The sequence below is a fragment of the Kitasatospora sp. NPDC032150 genome (assembly GCF_055579945.1).
Genome location: NZ_JBVIMH010000035.1, coordinates 54995 through 72685 on the forward strand (window position 1 = coordinate 54995; position 17691 = coordinate 72685).

Annotated in this window: 16 protein-coding genes; 6 read left to right on the forward strand and 10 right to left on the reverse strand. The window is 73.1% G+C overall.

All coding sequences use genetic code 11. The features are described from left to right. Window positions 1-94: 94 nt before the first annotated feature. Genes ACZ5ON_RS29800 through ACZ5ON_RS29810 form a run of 3 tightly spaced genes read right to left on the reverse strand, consistent with a single transcriptional unit; the run spans window position 95 to window position 1846 of the window. On the reverse strand, window positions 95-526 hold the full coding sequence (locus ACZ5ON_RS29800; protein ID WP_465599207.1) for a roadblock/LC7 domain-containing protein: 432 nt from the start codon (window positions 524-526) through the stop codon (window positions 95-97). Window positions 527-578: 52 nt separating this feature from the next. After that, window positions 579-1463, reverse strand: a complete 885-nt coding sequence (locus ACZ5ON_RS29805) for a transcriptional regulator (protein ID WP_465599209.1) — start codon at window positions 1461-1463, stop codon at window positions 579-581. Then, window positions 1463-1846: a hypothetical protein gene (locus ACZ5ON_RS29810; protein WP_465599211.1), complete on the reverse strand. Its 384-nt coding sequence runs from the start codon at window positions 1844-1846 to the stop codon at window positions 1463-1465. The genes ACZ5ON_RS29805 and ACZ5ON_RS29810 overlap by 1 nt, the downstream gene beginning before the upstream one ends. 693 nt (window positions 1847-2539) lie before the next feature. Here ACZ5ON_RS29810 and ACZ5ON_RS29815 point away from each other — a divergent pair. Together ACZ5ON_RS29815 and ACZ5ON_RS29820 are read left to right on the forward strand one after the other, a co-directional pair. Next, window positions 2540-3271 carry a hypothetical protein gene (locus ACZ5ON_RS29815; protein ID WP_465599213.1) on the forward strand — a complete coding sequence of 244 codons (732 nt, stop codon included), beginning with the start codon at window positions 2540-2542 and terminating at the stop codon, window positions 3269-3271. 353 nt (window positions 3272-3624) lie between these two features. Then, entirely contained in the window at window positions 3625-5340 is a 1716-nt protein-coding gene (locus ACZ5ON_RS29820) for an AMP-binding protein (RefSeq protein WP_465599215.1), read from the forward strand. Window positions 5341-5377: 37 nt separating this feature from the next. Here the strand turns inward: ACZ5ON_RS29820 and ACZ5ON_RS29825 are convergent, their stop codons facing one another. Both ACZ5ON_RS29825 and ACZ5ON_RS29830 read right to left on the reverse strand, forming a co-directional pair. Then, window positions 5378-6847, reverse strand: a complete 1470-nt coding sequence (locus ACZ5ON_RS29825; RefSeq protein ID WP_465599217.1) for an NADH-ubiquinone oxidoreductase-F iron-sulfur binding region domain-containing protein — start codon at window positions 6845-6847, stop codon at window positions 5378-5380. Continuing rightward, window positions 6844-7758 (reverse strand): hypothetical protein, encoded by a 915-nt coding sequence (locus ACZ5ON_RS29830; RefSeq protein ID WP_465599219.1) that lies wholly within the window; start codon window positions 7756-7758, stop codon window positions 6844-6846. The genes ACZ5ON_RS29825 and ACZ5ON_RS29830 overlap by 4 nt, the downstream gene beginning before the upstream one ends. Window positions 7759-8082: 324 nt before the next feature. Between ACZ5ON_RS29830 and ACZ5ON_RS29835 the strand changes: the two genes are divergently transcribed. The 3 genes from ACZ5ON_RS29835 to ACZ5ON_RS29845 are packed head-to-tail and all read left to right on the forward strand — an operon-like array spanning window position 8083 to window position 11950. Continuing rightward, window positions 8083-10023, forward strand: coding sequence for a LodA/GoxA family CTQ-dependent oxidase (locus ACZ5ON_RS29835; protein ID WP_465599221.1), 1941 nt, complete (start codon window positions 8083-8085; stop codon window positions 10021-10023). A gap of 14 nt (window positions 10024-10037) precedes the next feature. Next, the gene (locus ACZ5ON_RS29840; protein ID WP_465599223.1) at window positions 10038-11234 is read left to right on the forward strand and encodes an NAD(P)/FAD-dependent oxidoreductase; all 1197 of its coding nucleotides are present in this window, start codon (window positions 10038-10040) and stop codon (window positions 11232-11234) included. Next, window positions 11231-11950: a hypothetical protein gene (locus ACZ5ON_RS29845; protein WP_465599225.1), complete on the forward strand. Its 720-nt coding sequence runs from the start codon at window positions 11231-11233 to the stop codon at window positions 11948-11950. Before ACZ5ON_RS29840 ends, ACZ5ON_RS29845 begins: the two co-directional genes overlap by 4 nt. Window positions 11951-12003: 53 nt before the next feature. On the opposite strand, the gene ACZ5ON_RS29850 is transcribed toward ACZ5ON_RS29845, so the two are convergent. The 5 genes from ACZ5ON_RS29850 to ACZ5ON_RS29870 form a co-directional block, all read right to left on the reverse strand. Next, window positions 12004-12342, reverse strand: a complete 339-nt coding sequence (locus ACZ5ON_RS29850) for a hypothetical protein (protein ID WP_465599227.1) — start codon at window positions 12340-12342, stop codon at window positions 12004-12006. A gap of 227 nt (window positions 12343-12569) precedes the next feature. After that, window positions 12570-13214 carry a protein-L-isoaspartate(D-aspartate) O-methyltransferase gene (locus tag ACZ5ON_RS29855; RefSeq protein ID WP_465599229.1) on the reverse strand — a complete coding sequence of 215 codons (645 nt, stop codon included), beginning with the start codon at window positions 13212-13214 and terminating at the stop codon, window positions 12570-12572. Window positions 13215-13237: 23 nt separating this feature from the next. Continuing rightward, the gene (locus tag ACZ5ON_RS29860; RefSeq protein WP_465599231.1) at window positions 13238-14665 is read right to left on the reverse strand and encodes an RtcB family protein; all 1428 of its coding nucleotides are present in this window, start codon (window positions 14663-14665) and stop codon (window positions 13238-13240) included. 5 nt (window positions 14666-14670) lie between these two features. Further along, on the reverse strand, window positions 14671-15654 hold the full coding sequence (locus ACZ5ON_RS29865) for a CapA family protein (RefSeq protein WP_465599233.1): 984 nt from the start codon (window positions 15652-15654) through the stop codon (window positions 14671-14673). 27 nt (window positions 15655-15681) lie between these two features. Continuing rightward, on the reverse strand, window positions 15682-15834 hold the full coding sequence (locus tag ACZ5ON_RS29870; protein ID WP_465599235.1) for a hypothetical protein: 153 nt from the start codon (window positions 15832-15834) through the stop codon (window positions 15682-15684). A gap of 240 nt (window positions 15835-16074) precedes the next feature. Between ACZ5ON_RS29870 and ACZ5ON_RS29875 the strand changes: the two genes are divergently transcribed. Then, a complete protein-coding gene (locus tag ACZ5ON_RS29875) occupies window positions 16075-17586 on the forward strand; it encodes an alkaline phosphatase family protein (RefSeq protein ID WP_465599237.1) in 1512 nt (503 codons plus the stop codon). The last annotated feature ends 105 nt before the right edge of the window (window positions 17587-17691 follow it).

A 17691-nucleotide genomic window follows, 5' to 3' on the forward strand; every position in this document is an offset into this window, starting at 1 on the left:
GTTTCGGTGAAATACGGAAAAAACCCCCCCCCCCCCCCCCCCCCTTCCCCCCCCCTCCCCCCCCCCCCCCCCCCCCCCCCGCGGAAGGGGGGAGTCAGGAAGGAAGGCGTCCCAGCGCGGAGTCCGCGAGGGCCGCGATCCGGCCGCCGGCCTTGCGCGCCTCCAGGTGCAGCCGGCCGACGTTGGCCTCGGGCCCGGCGAGCAGCGTCAGCACCACGAAGGCGCCGACCGCGTAGGTGGCGGTGTAGCCGTACTCGCCCCGGGTCAGCAGCTCACGGAAGCCGCCGCGCCCGGTGGCCTCGGTCAGCCTGGCACCGACGCCGAGCGCGGCGGCGGTGAGCGCCGCGATGCCCTCCGGCTCAAGGTCGGTGGTGTCGTGGGCGACCACCAGGCCGTCCGTGGTCGCGACCAGCGCGCCGGCCAGGTGCGGGATCCTGGCGCGCAGCCCGCGCAGTTCGACCAGCACCTCGTGCTCGGATATCACGAACTGCCTCTTTCCGGTGAGTTGGCGGAGTGCGCGCTTCATTCGGCGGCCACCGTGCACGGGGCGGGTCGAGCCGGCCGGGTGGACAGAGTGGTCACAGACGGGCCTCCAGAGCCGCGCGGAGTCGGATCAGCAGGGCGATATCAGGGTCCGCCGAACCCCCGTGCAACCGGACCGGCCCGGCGGGGAGCGCGGTCGGCCGCACGGTCGGCACGGCGGGCGGCGACGGTCTCGGCGGCGCTGCGAGGAGGCCGCCGAAGTCCGGATCGGGCGGGCTCTCCACCAGCCCGGCAGCCGCGAGCCTGCGCACGTCGAGCAGGGTGGCGAAGGCCGGACGGCCCAGCAGCCGGGCGATCTCCAGCGGCGTCCGCCGCCCGTCCGCGGCGTGCATGACGGCCCGCTGGCCCCGGCTCCACCGCGTCCCGACCCCGGCCGTCCCCGCCGCACTCAGCCGCAGCGGAGCGACGTCCAGCCGGGGGCACGGCCAGATCCGGTTGAGCAGCGCCCGCCGCCGTGCGACCGCCGCCCGCAGCGTCGGTACGTCGACGGTACGGATCACCCCGTCCTGCGGCCGGACGTCCTCCTGGAACCGGACCGGGCCGCTGTCCTGGGGCAGCGCGAGGAAGGCGGCGTCCGAGAGCGCGGTGAGGTGGCAGAGCTCCAGCACGCCCCGGCCCACCCGTCCGGACTCCAACAGGGCCTTCGGCAGCGGCTGTTCGCAGCTCCTGGCCAGGTCCAGCAGCTCCTGCGCGGGGATCCGTCCGGAACGGACCAGCAAGGTCGGCAGATCGAGCGCCCCGGCGCTCTCCACCTGCAGTACGGTGCCGTCGACCAGGTGGACCGCACCCGTGGTGCTCTGCACGATCCCGGTGCGGCGAGAGGCGGCGAGCTCCGCGACCACGTCGCCTAACGTGCGGCCGGACGCCAGGAGTTGCGGCCGCCGACGGGACACCAGGGGCGAGCGGGTCTGCAGATCCATCAAACCAGCACCAGCCGTTCGGCGATCCCTCGCAACCGCAGCCGGGCCATGGCCAGATTCGCGGTGTCGCGGTCCAACCGGAGATAGAGGAAGGCGCCGGTCTCGAATCCGGCCTCCACGAAGCGCAGCAGGTGGTAGCGGCCGGGTGAGGTGACGATGACGTCCTCGGCGAGGGTGCCGGCCGAGTCCGGGTCGGCGAAGGACGGGTTCTGGACGACGGCGCGGGCGAGTTCGGTCGCGTCGGCCGCACCCGCGTCATGGTCTCCGGACGGGCCCTCCCCGGCTGCGCCGAGAGTCAGCCCACTGGTCCAGTCCACCAGGCTGACACCCAGCGCGCCGGGTATCGTCATCGCTTCGACGAGGCACTCGTCGATTCCCGTCAACTCGCTTCACCTCTTCATCCGAAGGCACGCGCAATCACCGCGTGAGGCCGCTCGGGAAGTACCCGTGCTCACCTGCGGTAGCCTCAACGCCACGAAACGCTATCGCGTGCGGCAGCCGAACATGCGATTTCCGGCAAAGCCGTCTGGCATATGACGAATCTTTGACACTCCGCTATCGGAAACGGCTCGGATCTGCCACTCTGTCAGCCGAGTTGCCTCCGAAGTGGGCAAGTGGTCTGGACCATACTCAGGGGCCGGACTCCCCCGCCCGATCGACTCGATCACGCTCGACCGGCCGTGACGCGATCCGACCGGCCCCGGGCCCGGCGGTGCGGCCGTCGCGCCCGGCTGCAGCAAGGCCGGACCGCGGGAAGGTCGGGTCGAGGCCACCCGCCAGCTCCCGCCCGAACGCCGCTACCCGCCGGATCCCTCGCTGGCGCGCAGGTTGGACATGCCCTGAGCCGCCCCCACCCACATGCGGGTCGGCCGCGCCGAAGCCGGCCGTCGTCTCACCCTGGCCCGGATCGCCCGGCCGCCCCCGGGCCCACCGCAGGTGCCCGGGCCCCGGCACGGTGCCGGTCGGTGCACTCGTTGGGCTCAGCCCGCCGCGCCGTCCGCGCGACGGGAACGCAGCCTGGAGCCGCGAACAGGTTCACCGCCATGGGATCGGCCGAGCGATCACAGGAGACCGTCATGGGCATGCCCGAGCCGTGCGTACACCGCCATCCGGTCCGGCGGACGGCGACCGGGCCCCGCGCAGCGCGGACGCTCCGCACCACGCTCGGCCCCGGGCTGCGGGCCGGCGCGCTGCTCGCCCTGGCCGGCGCCCTGACCACGGGTGCGGCGGCGTGCAGTTCGGAGCACACCAAGGGCGGCATCAGCCCCTCGGTGGTGTCGGCGGCCGCGGACGCGTCCCAGCGGGCGGCGGCGGCCGCGGCGGAGGCCTCCGAACTGGGCGGCCCGCAGCAGACCTCGGCGGCCTCCAACGCGGCCGCGCTGATGTCGCAGGCGGCCGCCGTCGCCGCGGCCTCCGCCGCGTCCGCGACGGCCTCGCTGCAATCCCGGGCGGCCGCCTTCGAGTCCTCGGTGTCCGCCCAGGTGTCGAAGTCCAGGCAGCAGGCGACCGCCGCGCTGGCCGCCGCCTCCGGCACCGGCAACGCACTGGGTGACGTGACCCTCACCGGGGTGCCGACCACCGCCACCGACGGCTTCCCGGCGGCGCTGCTGACCATCCACAACCCGACGTCGGCCAGTGCCAGTTACGCCGCCCAAGTGGACTTCCTGGACAGCGCGGGCAAGACCGTCGAGTCGGTGGTGGTGGGCACCGAGAACGTGGCTCCGGGCGAGAACCGCACCGTCCTCGCACACGGCGACAAGCAGGCCGCGGTCACGAGCGCCAAGGTGGCCAAGGCCCAGCGCCACTGACACCCGGCTCCGACCACGAGGGTCAGGACACCTGCCGCCGGAAAGGCGTCCAGCCGGCGCGTCTCGGCCGCGCTCCACCCGGTCGGCGGTGCGATCTGCGCCCAGGCGTCGGTGGGCAGGGTGCCGAACCGGTGGCCGACCCCGTCGGAACGCTGCCCCGGTTCACTGATCGGTGCGGCGACCGCCACCGCACTCGGCAATGCCTCAGCTGCCGTCGGCGGCGAGGGGAATCACGCGAGAGGCTGGTGGTACGGATCCCGCACCGGCTACGGTCATGCGCGAGATCATGTACTGGTCCGCCGTGCCCGCCACTCGGTGGAGTGGCCGGCCAACCGCACCGGGAGCCGATAGCCGTGACCGCGAGTTCCGCCACCGAGTCCTACCGCGCAGCGCGCGACCAGCTGCTCCGGCTGTCGGGCCGACACTCCTCGACGATGGCGGAGTTCCGCTGGCCGCAGCTCACCGGCCGGTTCAACTGGGCCGTCGACTGGTTCGACGCCATCGCCCGCGGCAATGACCGCACGGCGCTGTGGATCGTCGAGGAGGACGGCCACCAGGCGCGGTACAGCTTCGGTGAACTGGCCCACCGCTCCGACCAGGTGGCGCACTGGCTGGCCGCCCAGGGCGTCCGGCAGGGCGACCGGGTGCTGCTGATGCTCGGCAACCAGGTCGAGCTGTGGGAGTCGATGCTCGCCGTGATGAAGCTGGGTGCGGTGATCATGCCGACCACCACCGCCGTGGGCCCCGCCGACCTGGTGGACCGGATCGAGCGGAGCGGGGCCCGCCATGTGGTCGCGAACGCCGCCGACACCGCCAAGTTCGCGGCGGCTCCCGGCAGTTACTCACGCCTGGCGGTCGGCGGTCCGGTCCCCGGCTGGGCCTCCTACACCGAGGCGTACGAGATCGCTTCCCCGGAGCCGTTCACGGCGGCGACCTCGGTCGGCGACCCACTGCTGGTGTACTTCACCTCGGGCACCACCAGTCGGCCGAAGATGGTCGAGCACACCCAGGTGTCCTACCCGGTGGGGCACTTGACGACCATGTACTGGATCGGGCTGCGCCCGGGCGACGTCCATCTCAACATCAGTTCTCCCGGCTGGGCGAAGCACGCCTGGAGCTGCTTCTTCGCGCCGTGGATCGCCGAGGCAACGATCTTCGTCTACAACTACTCGCGCTTCGACCCGGCCCGCCTGGTCGAGCAGCTGCACGGGGCCGGTGTCACCACCTTCTGCGCTCCCCCGACGGTCTGGCGGATGCTGATCCAGACCGACCTGTCGGCCGGCCCCGGTTCGCTGCGGGAGCTGGTCGCGGCCGGGGAGCCGCTCAACCCCGAGGTCATCGCGCAGATCGAGCGCGCCTGGGGACTGACCATCCGGGACGGCTTCGGGCAGACCGAGACCACCCTGCTGGTCGGCAACACCCCGGGCTCCCCGGTCAAGCCGGGCTCGATGGGCCGTCCGCTGCCGGGAGTTCCGGTGGTGCTGGTCGACCCGGTCCGCCAAGAGGTCTGCGACGAGGGCGAGATCTGCCTGGACCTGGCACGGCAACCGCTCAATCTGATGACCGGCTACCTGGGCGATCCCGGCCTCAACGCGGCCGTGACGCGCGGGGGTTACTACCGCACCGGCGATGTGGCGGTCCGGGACGCGGACGGCTGGATCACCTACGTCGGCCGCAGCGACGACGTGTTCAAGGCCTCGGACTACAAGGTCTCGCCGTTCGAGCTGGAGAGCGTGCTGATCGAGCACCCGGCGGTCGCCGAGGCCGCCGTGGTACCGGCCCCCGACCCGGTCCGACTCGCGGTGCCGAAGGCGTACGTCGCCCTCGCCCCGGGCTGGGAGCCCGACCGCGAGACCGCTCTCGCCGTCCTGCGCCACGCCCGGGAGCACCTGCCGCCGTACCTGCGGGTGCGCCGGGTCGAGTTCTTCGAGCTGCCCAAGACCATCTCCGGGAAGATCCGCCGGGTCGAGCTGCGCGGTCGCGAGCAGCAGGCGGCGGACAGCGGCACGGTGCTCGACCGGGAGTGGCGCGACGACCAGTTCCCCGAGCTGCGGGCTGACGCGGGCTGATTCCCGCCCGGGCGAGGCGGCTTCGGCGGTGCTCCCGTCAGCGCAGCTGCAGGGCGAGCGCCGGACACTGGCTCACCGCCCGGCGGGCCCCGTGCTCCTGCCAGCCCGCCACCGGCGTGCTGTTCAGCTCGGGGTAGCCGTGCGGTCCGAGCCGGATCAGCTCCGGCGCCAGGACCGCGCACAGGCCGTGCCCCGCGCACCGGGACCAGTCCACCTCCAGCCGCAGTCCCTCCTCGTGCGGGAGCGGCAGCACCCCGTGGACCGGGCGGCCGCAGCCGGCGCCCCCGGTGTGCGCGGCGACGTCCTGCTCGAACACCTCCAGTGCGGACAGGACGAAGCGGGCGGTGCCGTCGGGGTGAGCGCAGGCGCCCCGGCCCTGGGTGGCCGAGACGGCGTACCGCGCCGTCTCGGCTGCGGCGGCGTCTGCCCCGGCCGCCAGGACGGCGAGCGCCTCGGCCGCGGCGGGCAGCCCGCGCCTGCACGGCCCGCACTGTCCGGCCGACTCCGCCGCCAGCCAGGCCGTCACCCGGGCGACCTCGCCGAGCGGGCAGGTGTCGGCCGGGAGCGCGACGATCGCCCCGGCGCCGAGCGCCCCGCCGAGTTCGGCGAGCCCGGCCCGGGAGAGCGCGGCGTCCATCGCGTCCTTCGGGCGCAGCCAGGCGCCGTGGTAGCCGCCGACCAGGACCCCCTCGCCCGGCGCGCTGCCGCAGCCGGTCAGCACCGTTCCCAGCCGGGCCCCGGCGGGCACCTCCACCACCAGCTGCTCGGCGCCGGGCCGGTTGACGGTCAGCAGGACCGTCCCCGGCTCGGTGGCGGTACCCGCGGCGGCGTAGACGTCGGGGCCGAGCCGGGCGGCGACGGCGAGCTGCGCCCAGGTCTCGGCGTTGGAGAGCAGGGTCGGGCGGCCGCGCACACCGCCCGTGCCGCCGTCGGCCGCGCGGGCCTTCAGCGGCGGCGGCACGGCGGGCAGGCCGTTGACGCCGCGGATCAGTGCTCCGGCCTGACCGGAGACGAACCGCTCGGGCAGGCACACCGTCCGGGCCGGGCAGGGCAGGTCGCTCCGCTCGGCGAGGGCGGCGGGGATCGAGACCTCCCCCGGTCCACCCGCGGCGACGCCGATCACCAGTTCCTCCGCCCCGAACGCGGCCGCCGCCAGGCAGGCGCCGTCCAGCACCAGGTGCGGGGCGCGGGCGAGCAGCATCCGGTCCTTGGCGCTGGGCGGCTCGCCCTCGGTGCCGTTCACCACCACCACGAGCGGGGCGCCGGTACGGTCCGCGGCTGCCAGCGCGGCGCTCGCCTTGCGCGCGAACGGGAAGCCGGCGCCACCGCGTCCGCGCAGGTCGATCCGGTCGGCCAGGGCCAGCAGGCCGTCGCGGGTGGGTTGGGGAAGCGGCCCGTGGACGCTGCCGTGCGCGCTGAGGTCGAGGCGCTGGAGGCGGTCGAGGCCCGCGGTCAGCCGGGCGCTCCCCAGCTGCCACACGGCCGGGATCTCCAGGACGGGGTTCATCGGCTGCCTCCCGATCGGTGCGGCCCCTGCTGGGCGGATCTGGGCCGGGGTACCGTCCTGGCCGCCTGCGAGAGGTCGGGCCAGGGCACCGGGCGGGAACCGCCGAGCATCCGGGCCTGCCTGGCGTGTGCCACGTGCGGCACGGACAGCTCGGCGAGCACGGCCGGGGACGGGGTCGCCGGCCGGTACGCCTTCGCGCCGCGGCGCAGCCGGCCGAGGGTGCTGCGGCGTCCGAGGAAGGCCAGGCCGCGGACCAGGAGGGCCAGCGCCACCCCGGCCGCGCACAGGCCGTAGCCCCAAAGCACCCAGGCGTGGGCCGCCCGCCCCGCGGTCAGCCCGTGCACCAGGGCGACGGGCCAGCAGGCGTACGCCACGATGTGCAGCACCCGCCAGAGCCAGGGACGGCGGCTGCCGGCGAAGCGGCCGCGGAGGACGCCGGTGGCCGCGACCAGCACCAGCAGGTCCGCGGCGACGGTGCCGAGGCTCACGGCGAAGGTGCCGCCACCGAACGGGAGCACCGCGGCGACCGGGGCGGCGTGCCGCTCCAGGACCTTGACGGCGATGTGGGTGCCCAGGAAGCCGAGGGCCGCGACCGACGTCGCCCGGTGCACCGACTGGACGGCGACCCGCAGCCGGGGGGTGAGTACGAGCCGGTCGGTGGCGAGTAGTCCGCACACCACGGCGGCGGTGAGCGAGAGCAGGGTGAAGACCCCGGCGAAGTAGTCCAGGAAGGCCGTGATCCGCGTCCCCGCCCCGGCGAGCGTCCCGCCGAGCGGGCCGGGCACCGGCCAGGGGAGTTCGACCCCGGCCGCCACCGCGCCGCCGGTCAGCACGGCGGCCACCGCGCCGGGGACCAGGTACCCCGGGCGGCGAGCGGGCGCGCGGCGGCCACGTCGGGCATGGGCTGTCATACGGGACCTCCGGACGTCTGGCCCCCTGCGTCCCGGATCCCCGCGTCCGGGCGGCGCCGTCGATTTCCGGACCGCCGGCGCCGACGATCGGGCCAATTGTTAGCGGGCGGTCAATCCGCCCGCAACAATCCGGGCTGTTCCGTAACCGGGCTCACACCGTCGAAGCGCCCGGACGGGAATCCCGAAAGCAACTCCCTGTCCGCCGATCACCCGTGCGAGTGATGACCCGTGTCCCTCCAATCGGAGCAGCGCTGCCTGCCATAGCGTTCCGCTGGCGAACTTTCACTCAGAGTCAGCATTACCGGAATCGGAGGCAACGAGCCAATGAGCGACGAGATCGTCCGTGCCGCGATCCACCCTTCCATCGGAATCGCCCGGGTCGGGAACTCACCGGAGGGGTACTTCATCGCACCCGAGGTCCCCGACCCCGTACCGCAGGAACCCGGCTTCTACAAGGACTCCGCCGGTGCGATCAAGCGTGAGGTCGCGCGCTTCAGAATCTACGGATACAACGCAGCCGGTCAGGTCGTGGCCGAACTCACCTCCGACAACTCCGATATCAGCTGGACCGCGCACCTGGCGAACAAGAAGGCGGCCTGGTACCAGTTCCAGCTCGCCCTGGACATCCCCGACGCGACGCTCGCCAAGCCCTCCGAACTGCGCAACAAGGAGATCACCGGGGACCTCCGCAAGGACCTGGTGATCGACCCGGGCCCGATCACCATCAGCGGCAGGAACGCCTGTGGCCCCGACTTCCACTTCCGCGACGGCAAGTTCATGGGTAAGGAGGTCTACCTCGGCGAGCTGCGCACCGACGAGGACGGGCACCTGCTGGTGTTCGGCGGTTTCGGGCAGTCGGCCTCCTACAACGGCAAGCCGGTGAACACCTACGCCAACAACGACGGCTGGCACGACGACATCGGTGACGGCCCGGTCACGGCGACCGTCACCGTCGGCGGCCGCGAGCTGTCGGTCGACCCCGCCTGGGTGGTGGTCGCCCCGCCGAACTACGCGCCCGCGCAGAAGGGCATCCGCACCCTGTACGACCTGCTGTACGACGTGTTCGTCAGCAACGGATCGCTACCGTTCCCCGAGCAGGTCTCCTTCACCCGCCACATCGCACCGGTGCTGCGGCGCTTCAACGACCACCAGTGGGTCAACCACGGCTTCGCCGGCTACTACGGCCACGACGGCCTGAACGACTTCACCACCCCGGCGATGCTGAAGCGGCTCAGCAGCACCGACCCCACCCGCCGCGCGCTGCGCCGGCAGGTGTTCAACGCACTGCGCGACTTCGGGCGCGACGGCCTCTCCCCCGTCCCGTGGCCGTGGCTGTACGGCGACGGCATGGCCATCCCGCCGCGCACCCCGCTGCACCACATGGCGTTCTCCCCGACCCAGTACCGGATGTTCCAGTACTGGGCGGACGGCGACTTCGAGGACGACTGGGGCACCCTCGGGGCCACGCCGCCGGCCCGGGACATCGCCGACCTCCCGCTCGCCGAGAGGCCGGCCGCGCTCGACCGCGCCGCGCTGGACTTCTGCCTCGCCGACGCCTTCCACCCCGGCTGCGAGGTCACCTGGCCGATCCGGCACCCCTCGATGTACATGGCGCCATTCCGGATCCGCCACCGCTCATCCGACCAGCCCGAGCCCCACTACGGCACGGTCCTCACCCCCGACACCGCACTGTCGGTGAACGGACCGCTGTACGCCCAGGCGGCGGGTGACCTGTCCCGCTGGATGGCCGTCCCGTGGCAGAGCGACACCGCCAGCTGCCGCTCCGGCTACGAGCTGTCGCTGAGCCCGCGCCACGACCCGTACCTGCCGAGCTTCTGGCCGGCCCGGGTCCCCAACCACGTCCTCACCGAGGAGGACTACGGGGTGGTCGTGGACGAGAGCCGGCCCCTGACCGAGCGCACAGAGGCGTTCGAGCGCCGGGCGGTGTGGCTGCGCGGGCTCCGCGGGCAGAACACCGACCAGCTGAACCAGATGATCGACGACTGGTACCGGCTCGGGATCGTCGAGGTACGCGACGGCGCCACGGGCTTCCCCGACCGGATCCAGGTGGAGTCCAAGCCGTCCATCGACCTCGAGGGTGTTCCGCTCACCCAGAACCTGGTGACCCTGCACGTGCCCCAGGCAGCGGACCCGGCCGTCGCGTCGGTGGCCATCAACCAGGCGATCGCGGTCAGCGGCTACACCGCGGAGGAGGTCACGGCCGGGTTCATCGACAAGGTCGCGCCCTTCCGCGACAACGTCTGATGCGCCGGGATCCGATGCACCAGCGACCGACGCACCAGCACCTCCATCGGCCGAGCCCGCCGGCCCGTCGAGGCGCAGGCGGGGACGGCCACTACGACGTGGTGGTCACGGGCGGCGGCCCGGCCGGCTCGGCCGCCGCCCTGACCCTGGCCCGCGCGGGCCGCAGGGTCCTGCTCGCGGATGCCGGGAACGGGCCGCCCAAGGTCGGGGAGTCCCTGCCCGCGGCGGCCCGGGTCCTGCTGCACGACCTGGGCGCCGGCGAGGGGCCCGTCGCCACCGGCCACCTGACCTGCTACGCCAATCTCTCCTGCTGGGGATCGACCGCCCTGGGCCGGACCGACTTCATCAACGACCCGCACGGACCCGGCTGGCACCTGGACCGTGCACGGTTCGACAGGTCGCTGCGCGAGGCCGCCCGCGCGGCCGGTGCGGAGAGCGCCGAACGCACCAGGGCCAGGGTGAAGTACCGTCACCCGGACGGGAATTGGCTGGTCACGCTGCAGGGTCCGGGCGCCGAGCGGACGGTCGGCTGCGACTGGCTGGTGGACGCCAGCGGCCGCAGACGGGCGATCGTGTCCATCGGCCGGGCCGCCGTCCACCGTACCGACCACCTGATCGCCACCTGCCTGGAACTGGCGCCCGACCCAGCCGGCCGGGCCGCCGAGACCACCTCGCTGGTCGAGTCCGCCGAGGACGGCTGGTGGTACACCGCGCTGCTGCCGGGCCGCCGCCGTCTGGTCGCCTACTTCACCGACGCCGACCTCGCCCCGCCGGCGATCCGCAACCGCTCGGAGTTCGGCCGGCTGCTGCGGCAGACCCGGCACATCGCCGCCCGGGCCGGGGTGCACCCGCTGCCCGCCGACGCCCTGCCCAGGCGCGCCCCCGCGCACTCCTCCCACCTCGACGTGCCCACCGGGGATGGCTGGATCGCCGTCGGCGACGCCGCCACCGCCTTCGACCCGATCTCCTCCCAGGGCGTCCTCACCGCCCTCTACACCGGAATGGCCGGCGCCTCCGCCCTGGCCGCCCACCTCGACGGCGACGGCCACGCCCTGGCGGCGTACCGCGCCAACGTGACCGAGATCCTCACCGCCTACCGGCGCAACCACCGCACGGTGTACCGGCAGGAGAGCCGCTGGAGCGACCGGCTCTTCTGGCAGCGCCGGCACGCCTCCCACCCGCAACCCGACATCCGCAAGGAGCCCGTATGAGCACCCGGCACGACCACGAGCACGAGGACCCCTCGGTCCACTCCTTCATCCTGTCCGGCCGGGACACGGTCTTCGGCTACCACCTGGCCATGTTCGGCATGGCCGAGCACCGCTACCAGGTCGTGGTCGAGTACGACCTGCCCGCCGACATCGTCGACACCTACCTCAAGGACCAGGCGGAGCGCCCCGCCAGCTGGCACGCGGTGCGCAACACCGCGGACATGGTGCTGCCCCCGATCGGCGAGGGCACCGTCACCGAGTACCCGGCCCGGCTCGACCGGGTCACCCAGACCGGCAACGGCGAGGACCGGATCTGGGAGCCCATCTCTGGCGGCTTCACCGCGCGGATCAGGCGGGTGCTGAACTTCCGCCGGTTCAGCGAGGAGCCCTTCCCGCCACACCTGAGCTATCTGCTCTACGGTGCGGGCGACGAGGTCCACATCGCCCACCGCCTGGTCAAGCGCCCGCACTTCGAGCAGATCCTCACCCTCCGGGAGGTACCCGACGGCGTCACCCCGGACGACCTGGCGAACGCTTTCGAGGTGAGCATCCCCTCGGTGCCCGACGACGGCCACGACGGCCGGCCGTGGACCAGCAGGCCGCTGCCCGAGCGCAACTACCCGGCCCTGCTGCACCGCGGCAAGGCGGCGCCCGTGCCGATCACCCTGGCGCTCGGCGACGAGCGCTGGTGGAACATCACCACCCTCAACGCCTGAGACCCGTGGCTCCGCCCGCCCGTCCACCGGGGCGGGCGGAGCCGGACCGGGCGTCAGGTGATCGTCCAGTTGACGGTCGCGAGGAACACGGGGTTGTCCGGGTCCGTCACGGCGCCGCCGCCCGACGCCCCCGGCTGCGGCAGCCCTCCGCCGGGTGCGGCGAAGTCGTTGAGCCCCAGGACCAGCCGGCCCGTCGAGGAGAGCCCGTCGAAGACGAAGGCGGCGAGCTGGCCGGGCCGGCCGTCCCAGTCGAACTCTCCTCCGGAGGAGGGAACGAACACGGAGGTGCCACGCCAGCTGCCGCGGAGCCGGTCGGCGCCCGGGGTAACGGATCCGATGGTCATGTTGATGAACTGGACACTGGTCGGGTCGTCCTGGTCCGTCAGTTTCACGTCCGCATTGAAGTCGAATGCCATGAGTTCTTGGCGTCCCGTCATTCCGAAGTGCGTGAGCAGGGCGTACTCGGCCGCCTGCGGTGCTCGGGCCCGGTGCCTCGGCCGTGGCGGCGATGCACTCGCGCACGGGAGCGCTGACCGGGCGAGACCTGTCGGACGATCACGTACTTTCAGGATCGCAGGGCTGCCGCAGGCCGCAACAGCCGAGCTGGGACTCGTCGGGATCAGCGCGGGTAGCCGTACTCACCGTGCAGGCGGACGAAGCACGCCGGAGCCAGCAACCGCCCGTGCTCGAGCCCTCTCCCCGTCCGCCGGAAGGACATGACGTCGTCCCGCCCGCCCGGTCCGATCGGCTGGACGAGACGGCCGCCGGGCCTGAGCTGTTCGACGAGCGGTGCGGGTACCTCGGGGAACGCGGCCGACACCAGGATCGCGTCGAAGGGCGCGCGCTCCGGCACTCCCAGACTGCCGTCGCCGACGAGCAGTTCGACGTTGTGCACGCCCTGCCGGTCGAGGTTCCGGCGCGCCTGCGCCACCAGATCGGGCCACAGGTCGATGCTCACCACGTCGGCCGCCAGGTGGGCGAGCAGCGCGGTCTGGAAGCCGTACCCGGTACCGACCTCGAGCACGTGCTCGGTACCGGCGAGCAAGAGTCCCTCGATCATCCGGGCCGACAGCGAGGGCTGGGTGGTCACCTGGCCGTGCGGGATCGGCACGGGCCGGTCCCGCACGGCCGCGTTCAGCTGGGCGGGAGGGACGAACCCGGTGCGCGGGATCGCGGCGAGCGCCGCCAGCAGCCTCTCGTCCCGCACGCCGACGGCACGCGCGGCGCGTACCAGCTCCTCGCCGTCCCCGTCCGCCGCTGCCACCGCGCTCACGCTCCGCGACCCGGTCAGCCCTTGACGACGCCCAGCGGGACCAGCCGGGCGACGATCCGGGCCAGTCCGGCGCCCTCGGTGGCGGCGGCGACCTCGTCCACGTCCTTGTACGCCTGGGGTGCCTCCTCCGCCAGACCGCGCCATGACGCCGGGCGCACTGCGATGCCCCGGGCCTCCAGTTCGCCCTTGAGCTGCTCGCCGCGGACCATGCGCAGGGAGTGGTGCCGGCTCCAGACCCGGCCGGCCCCGTGACAGGCGGAGTGGAAGGCGTCGTTGCCCGGCAGGCCGACCATCACATAGGAGGCGGTTCCCATGGTGCCGGGGATGAGCACCGGCTGGCCCGCCCGGGCGAGGTCCGGCGGCAGGCTGGTGTCGCCGGGCGGCAGGGCCCGGGTGGCACCCTTGCGGTGGACGCACAGGAGCCGGTTCACGCCGTCGATCTCGTGCGTCTCCAGCTTGGCCATGTTGTGGGAGATGTCGTAGACCAGGTCGAGTCCGACCGCGGCCGCCGTGACGAAGGCGCGCCGGGCGGCCTCGGAGAGCAACTGCCGGTTGGCGCGGCCGTAGTTGGCTGCGGCCGCCATCGCGCCCAGGTAGTCGCGGCCGGGCGGGGAGTCGACGGGGGTGCAGGCGAGCTGCCGGTCCGGGACCCAGATCCGGTAGCGGTGCAGCGCCTCGTCCATGGCGTGGACGTGGTCGGTGCACACCTGGTGGCCCAGGCCCCGCGAACCGCAGTGGATCATCACACACACCTGGTCCGCCCGCAGGCCGAACACGGCCGCGGTGTCCGGGTCGTCGATCCTGTCGACCGCCTGGACCTCCAGGAAGTGGTTGCCCGAGCCCAGGGAGCCGACCTGGTCGATCCCGCGCTGGACGGCCCGCCGGCTCACCTGGCCCGGGAGGGCCCCGTCCAGGACGCCGTAGTCCTCGCAGCGCTCCAGGTCGCGCGGCACCCCGTGGCCGTGTTCGACCGCGTACCGGGCGCCGCCGACCAGCAGGTCGTCCATCTCGTCCGGGCCCGAGAGCTTCCACAGGCCACCCCGCCCCATTCCGCGCGGGATGGTGACGTCGAGGATGTCCATCAGCCGCTGCAGCCGGTCGCGGCCGAGCTCCGCCCGTTCGACCCCGGCGGCCAGCAGCCGTACGCCGCAGGAGATGTCGAAGCCGACCCCGCCCGGTGAGACGACCCCGCCCTCCGCGATGTCGGTCGCTGCCACCCCGCCGATCGGGAAGCCGTAACCCCAGTGCACGTCGGGCATGGCGAACGAGGCCCGGACGATGCCGGGCAGCGTCGCGACGTTCGCCACCTGCTCCAGCGCCCGGTCCCCCGCGACCTGCGGCACCAGCGCCTGCGAGGCGAACACCACACCGGGCACGCGCATCTGGCCCCGCTGCTCGATCCGGAGGCGGTACGGGCTCTCCTCCACCAGCACGACCTCCATGTGCCTCACCTCCAGTCGACCGTCAGCCGTCCGCCGCGCTCGCCCACCTCGGTGCCGAAGCCGGCGCACGCGCTGGTGAACCGCTCGCGGATCCACTCCCGTTCGCCGTCGCGGGCCACCCGGGTGTGGCAGTAGTCCAGGAACAGCGGCAGCGCCTCCAACCCGGTGGGTGCCAGGTGCGCGGGGTCCGGGCCGGCCAGGGTCACCAGGAAGAGCAGCCCGAGGTCGTTGCGCAGCACCGGGTCGACGGCGTAGTCGTCGACGAAGTCACCCATGTCGTAGAGGATCCGGTGGGTCACGCCGTGGAAGACGTGCGACGAGTGTCCGGCCACCAGCGTCGCACCCGCATCGAGCAACTCCTTTGCGGCGGGCGGCACATGGGCCGGCGGCCGGGTGGTCATGTTGGGTCCCCAGTGCGGGGTGACCAGCACGGCGTCGGCCTCGTCCGCAGCCCGGGCGACCAGCTCCGTGAGCCAGCCGGGGACGCTCCGGTAGAGGTCGGCGAAGGCGACCCCGGGCCGGTTCTCGCGGGCCGCGAAGTCCTCCGGGTCGTCCGTGACGCCGACCACGGCGATCCGCGCCCCGCCGGCCTCCAGGACCGCGAACTCCCGGGCCGCCGCCAGGTCCGCGCCGGCGCCCACCGCGCGGACCCCCGCCTGGTCCAGCAGCGTCCGGGTGTCCGCCAGGGCGTCGAAGCCGTAGTCCAGGGCGTGGTTGTTGGCCAGCGTCACGCAGTCCACGCCGAGCTCGGCGAGGATGCCCGCGGCGGCGGGCGGGGCGCGGAAGAAGAACGGCTTGCCGGGGTCGGGCCAGCGGCGCCCGCGACCGGAGACGCAGCACTCCAGGTTGAGCACGACCAGGTCGGCCTGGGCGAGGGCGACCCGGACCGCCTGGGACAGCAGCGTGCCCGGCGAGGGCGAGCGGCGCAGCTCCTCGGCCACGCCGCGGCCGAGCATCGTGTCACCGGCCAGCGCCAGCGTGAGCTCCATCGCCTCGGCCCGCCTTCCGTCCCCCGTTCAGACGTCGACGGTCACCCGGCAGCTCCAGCTGCCGGAGACGCCCCGCAGGTGCAGGCCGTGCAGCGAGACCGCCAGATCCGGCGTGTGCGGCACGGTCCGGTGGCCGCTACCGGGCCACGGCCGCCCGGCGGCTTCCCGACTGTCCATCATCGGCGACTCTCCGTCCGCCCCCCTCGCGGCGCTCCCCTCGCCCCTTCCAGCCTGGTCCCGGCCGCGATGGCGGGCAAGCCCGTCGGATCGTTCGATTACGGCTCGGCGCACCGGCCCGGCAGCCCGCCCGAGCGTGCCCTGGTCACCGCTCTGACCTGGCGAAAGCTTCCGTCAATGTTCGGACAAGTTTTGCCTTATCAGGGTCGAACGCGCGTAGACGGGACCGAGAGCATGTCCTTCATGAAACTCAGGGGAATCCGGCAGAGCCGGACGAGCGCCCGCCGCCTGTACCGGGTGGCGGCGCTCTCGAGTGCGGGGGTACTGGCAGCCGCAGGGCTGATGGCGAGCAGCGGGGCGGACCAGGCCGCCGCGAGCGCTCACGGCTTCCACCCGCCGAAGATCAAGCACGTCTGGCTGTTCGTCCTGGAGAACAAGTCGTACGAAGCGTCGTTCACCGGACTCAACCAGAACAGCTATCTCTGGAAGACCCTGCCTCAGTACGGCGAGCTGCTGCGCCAGTACTACGGCACCGGGCACTACAGCCTGGACAACTACATCAGCCTGGCCAGCGGGCAGGCCCCGGCACCGGATACCCAGGCCGACTGCCCCCAGTACAAGAACGTATCCCCCGGCACGCCCGCGGCCGACGGCCAGGTCCACGCGACCTCCGGCTGCGTGTACCCCCGCTCGGTCCAGACCCTGTTCAACCAGCTCGACCAGAAGCAGGTCGGCTGGAAGGCGTACATGCAGGACATGGGCAACACGCCGGGCCGCGAGAACCCGTACGGCTGCGGGATCCCGGGCGACCCGTCCGGCAACGGCGTTCCGGACCCGGGCGGCGCCACCGCGCAGGACCAGTACGTGGCGAAGCACAACCCGACCGCCTGGTTCCACTCGGTGATGGACAACCCGAAGGACTGCGCCAGGGTCGCTCCGCTGGACGGCCTGCCGGCCGGTGCGGGCCACCCTGCGGTCAGCGGTCTGGCCCAGGACCTCAAGAGCGAGAAGACGACACCCGCGTTCTCCTGGATCACACCGAACAACTGCTCCGACGCGCACGACTCCACCTGCAAGGGCGACAACGGATCCGGCGATCCGAACAACCACCAGGGCGGCCTGTACGCGTCCGACCTGTTCCTGCAGAAGTGGATCCCCCAGATCATGGCCTCCCCCGCCTTCCAGGACGGCGGCCTGATCGACATCACCTTCGACGAGGCGTTCCCCCCGTACAAGCTGTACGGCAACTCCACCGGTGACTACACCGGCAACAGCGATCCCAAGCTCAACACCCCCACCGACACCGCGCAGTCAGTGGTGGCATGCTGCAACGAACTGCCGGGCCCCAACACCAGCCAGCCCGGCGACCAGGCGTTCGGCCAGGACACCACTCCCGGCGGCGGCATCACCGGCTCGGTCCTGATATCCCGCTACATCAAGCCCGGAACCATCAGTGACCAGCCCTACAACCACTACTCGTGGCTGCGCAGCATGGAGGACCTGTTCCACGTCACCCGGGGCGGCGCCGACGGCCACGGGCACCTGGGCTACGCCGGCACCCCCGGTCTGCGCCCCTTCGGCCCGGACGTCTACAACAACCCCAGCGGCCGCGCCATGCAGCCCGCCGCCCTGGGCAGCAACGGCGTCTACTCGGCCACCTCGGGCCAGCCGCAGGACCAACCCGCCGAGATCGCACCGGACTTCACCGGGGCGAGCGCGGCGCAGGACAGCCTGAAGCCGGGAGCCGGCAAGTGAGCAACCGCTCCACCGGCCGTGGGGGGGGGGGGGGGGGGGGGGGGGGGGGGGGGGGGGAGGGGGGGGGGGGGGGGTGGGGGGGTGGGGGGGGGGGGGAGGGAGGAA

Coding starts and splice junctions, on each gene's coding strand:
- ACZ5ON_RS29840 (WP_465599223.1), top strand. CDS start 10,038: ATGCACCAGCGACCGACGCACCAGCACCTCCATCGGCCGAGCCCGCCG.
- ACZ5ON_RS29845 (WP_465599225.1), top strand. CDS start 11,231: ATGAGCACCCGGCACGACCACGAGCACGAGGACCCCTCGGTCCACTCC.
- ACZ5ON_RS29835 (WP_465599221.1), top strand. CDS start 8,083: ATGAGCGACGAGATCGTCCGTGCCGCGATCCACCCTTCCATCGGAATC.
- ACZ5ON_RS29805 (WP_465599209.1), bottom strand. CDS start 1,463: ATGGATCTGCAGACCCGCTCGCCCCTGGTGTCCCGTCGGCGGCCGCAA.
- ACZ5ON_RS29825 (WP_465599217.1), bottom strand. CDS start 6,847: ATGAACCCCGTCCTGGAGATCCCGGCCGTGTGGCAGCTGGGGAGCGCC.
- ACZ5ON_RS29870 (WP_465599235.1), bottom strand. CDS start 15,834: ATGATGGACAGTCGGGAAGCCGCCGGGCGGCCGTGGCCCGGTAGCGGC.
- ACZ5ON_RS29860 (WP_465599231.1), bottom strand. CDS start 14,665: ATGGAGGTCGTGCTGGTGGAGGAGAGCCCGTACCGCCTCCGGATCGAG.
- ACZ5ON_RS29830 (WP_465599219.1), bottom strand. CDS start 7,758: ATGACAGCCCATGCCCGACGTGGCCGCCGCGCGCCCGCTCGCCGCCCG.
- ACZ5ON_RS29800 (WP_465599207.1), bottom strand. CDS start 526: ATGAAGCGCGCACTCCGCCAACTCACCGGAAAGAGGCAGTTCGTGATA.
- ACZ5ON_RS29865 (WP_465599233.1), bottom strand. CDS start 15,654: ATGGAGCTCACGCTGGCGCTGGCCGGTGACACGATGCTCGGCCGCGGC.
- ACZ5ON_RS29875 (WP_465599237.1), top strand. CDS start 16,075: ATGAAACTCAGGGGAATCCGGCAGAGCCGGACGAGCGCCCGCCGCCTG.
- ACZ5ON_RS29815 (WP_465599213.1), top strand. CDS start 2,540: ATGGGCATGCCCGAGCCGTGCGTACACCGCCATCCGGTCCGGCGGACG.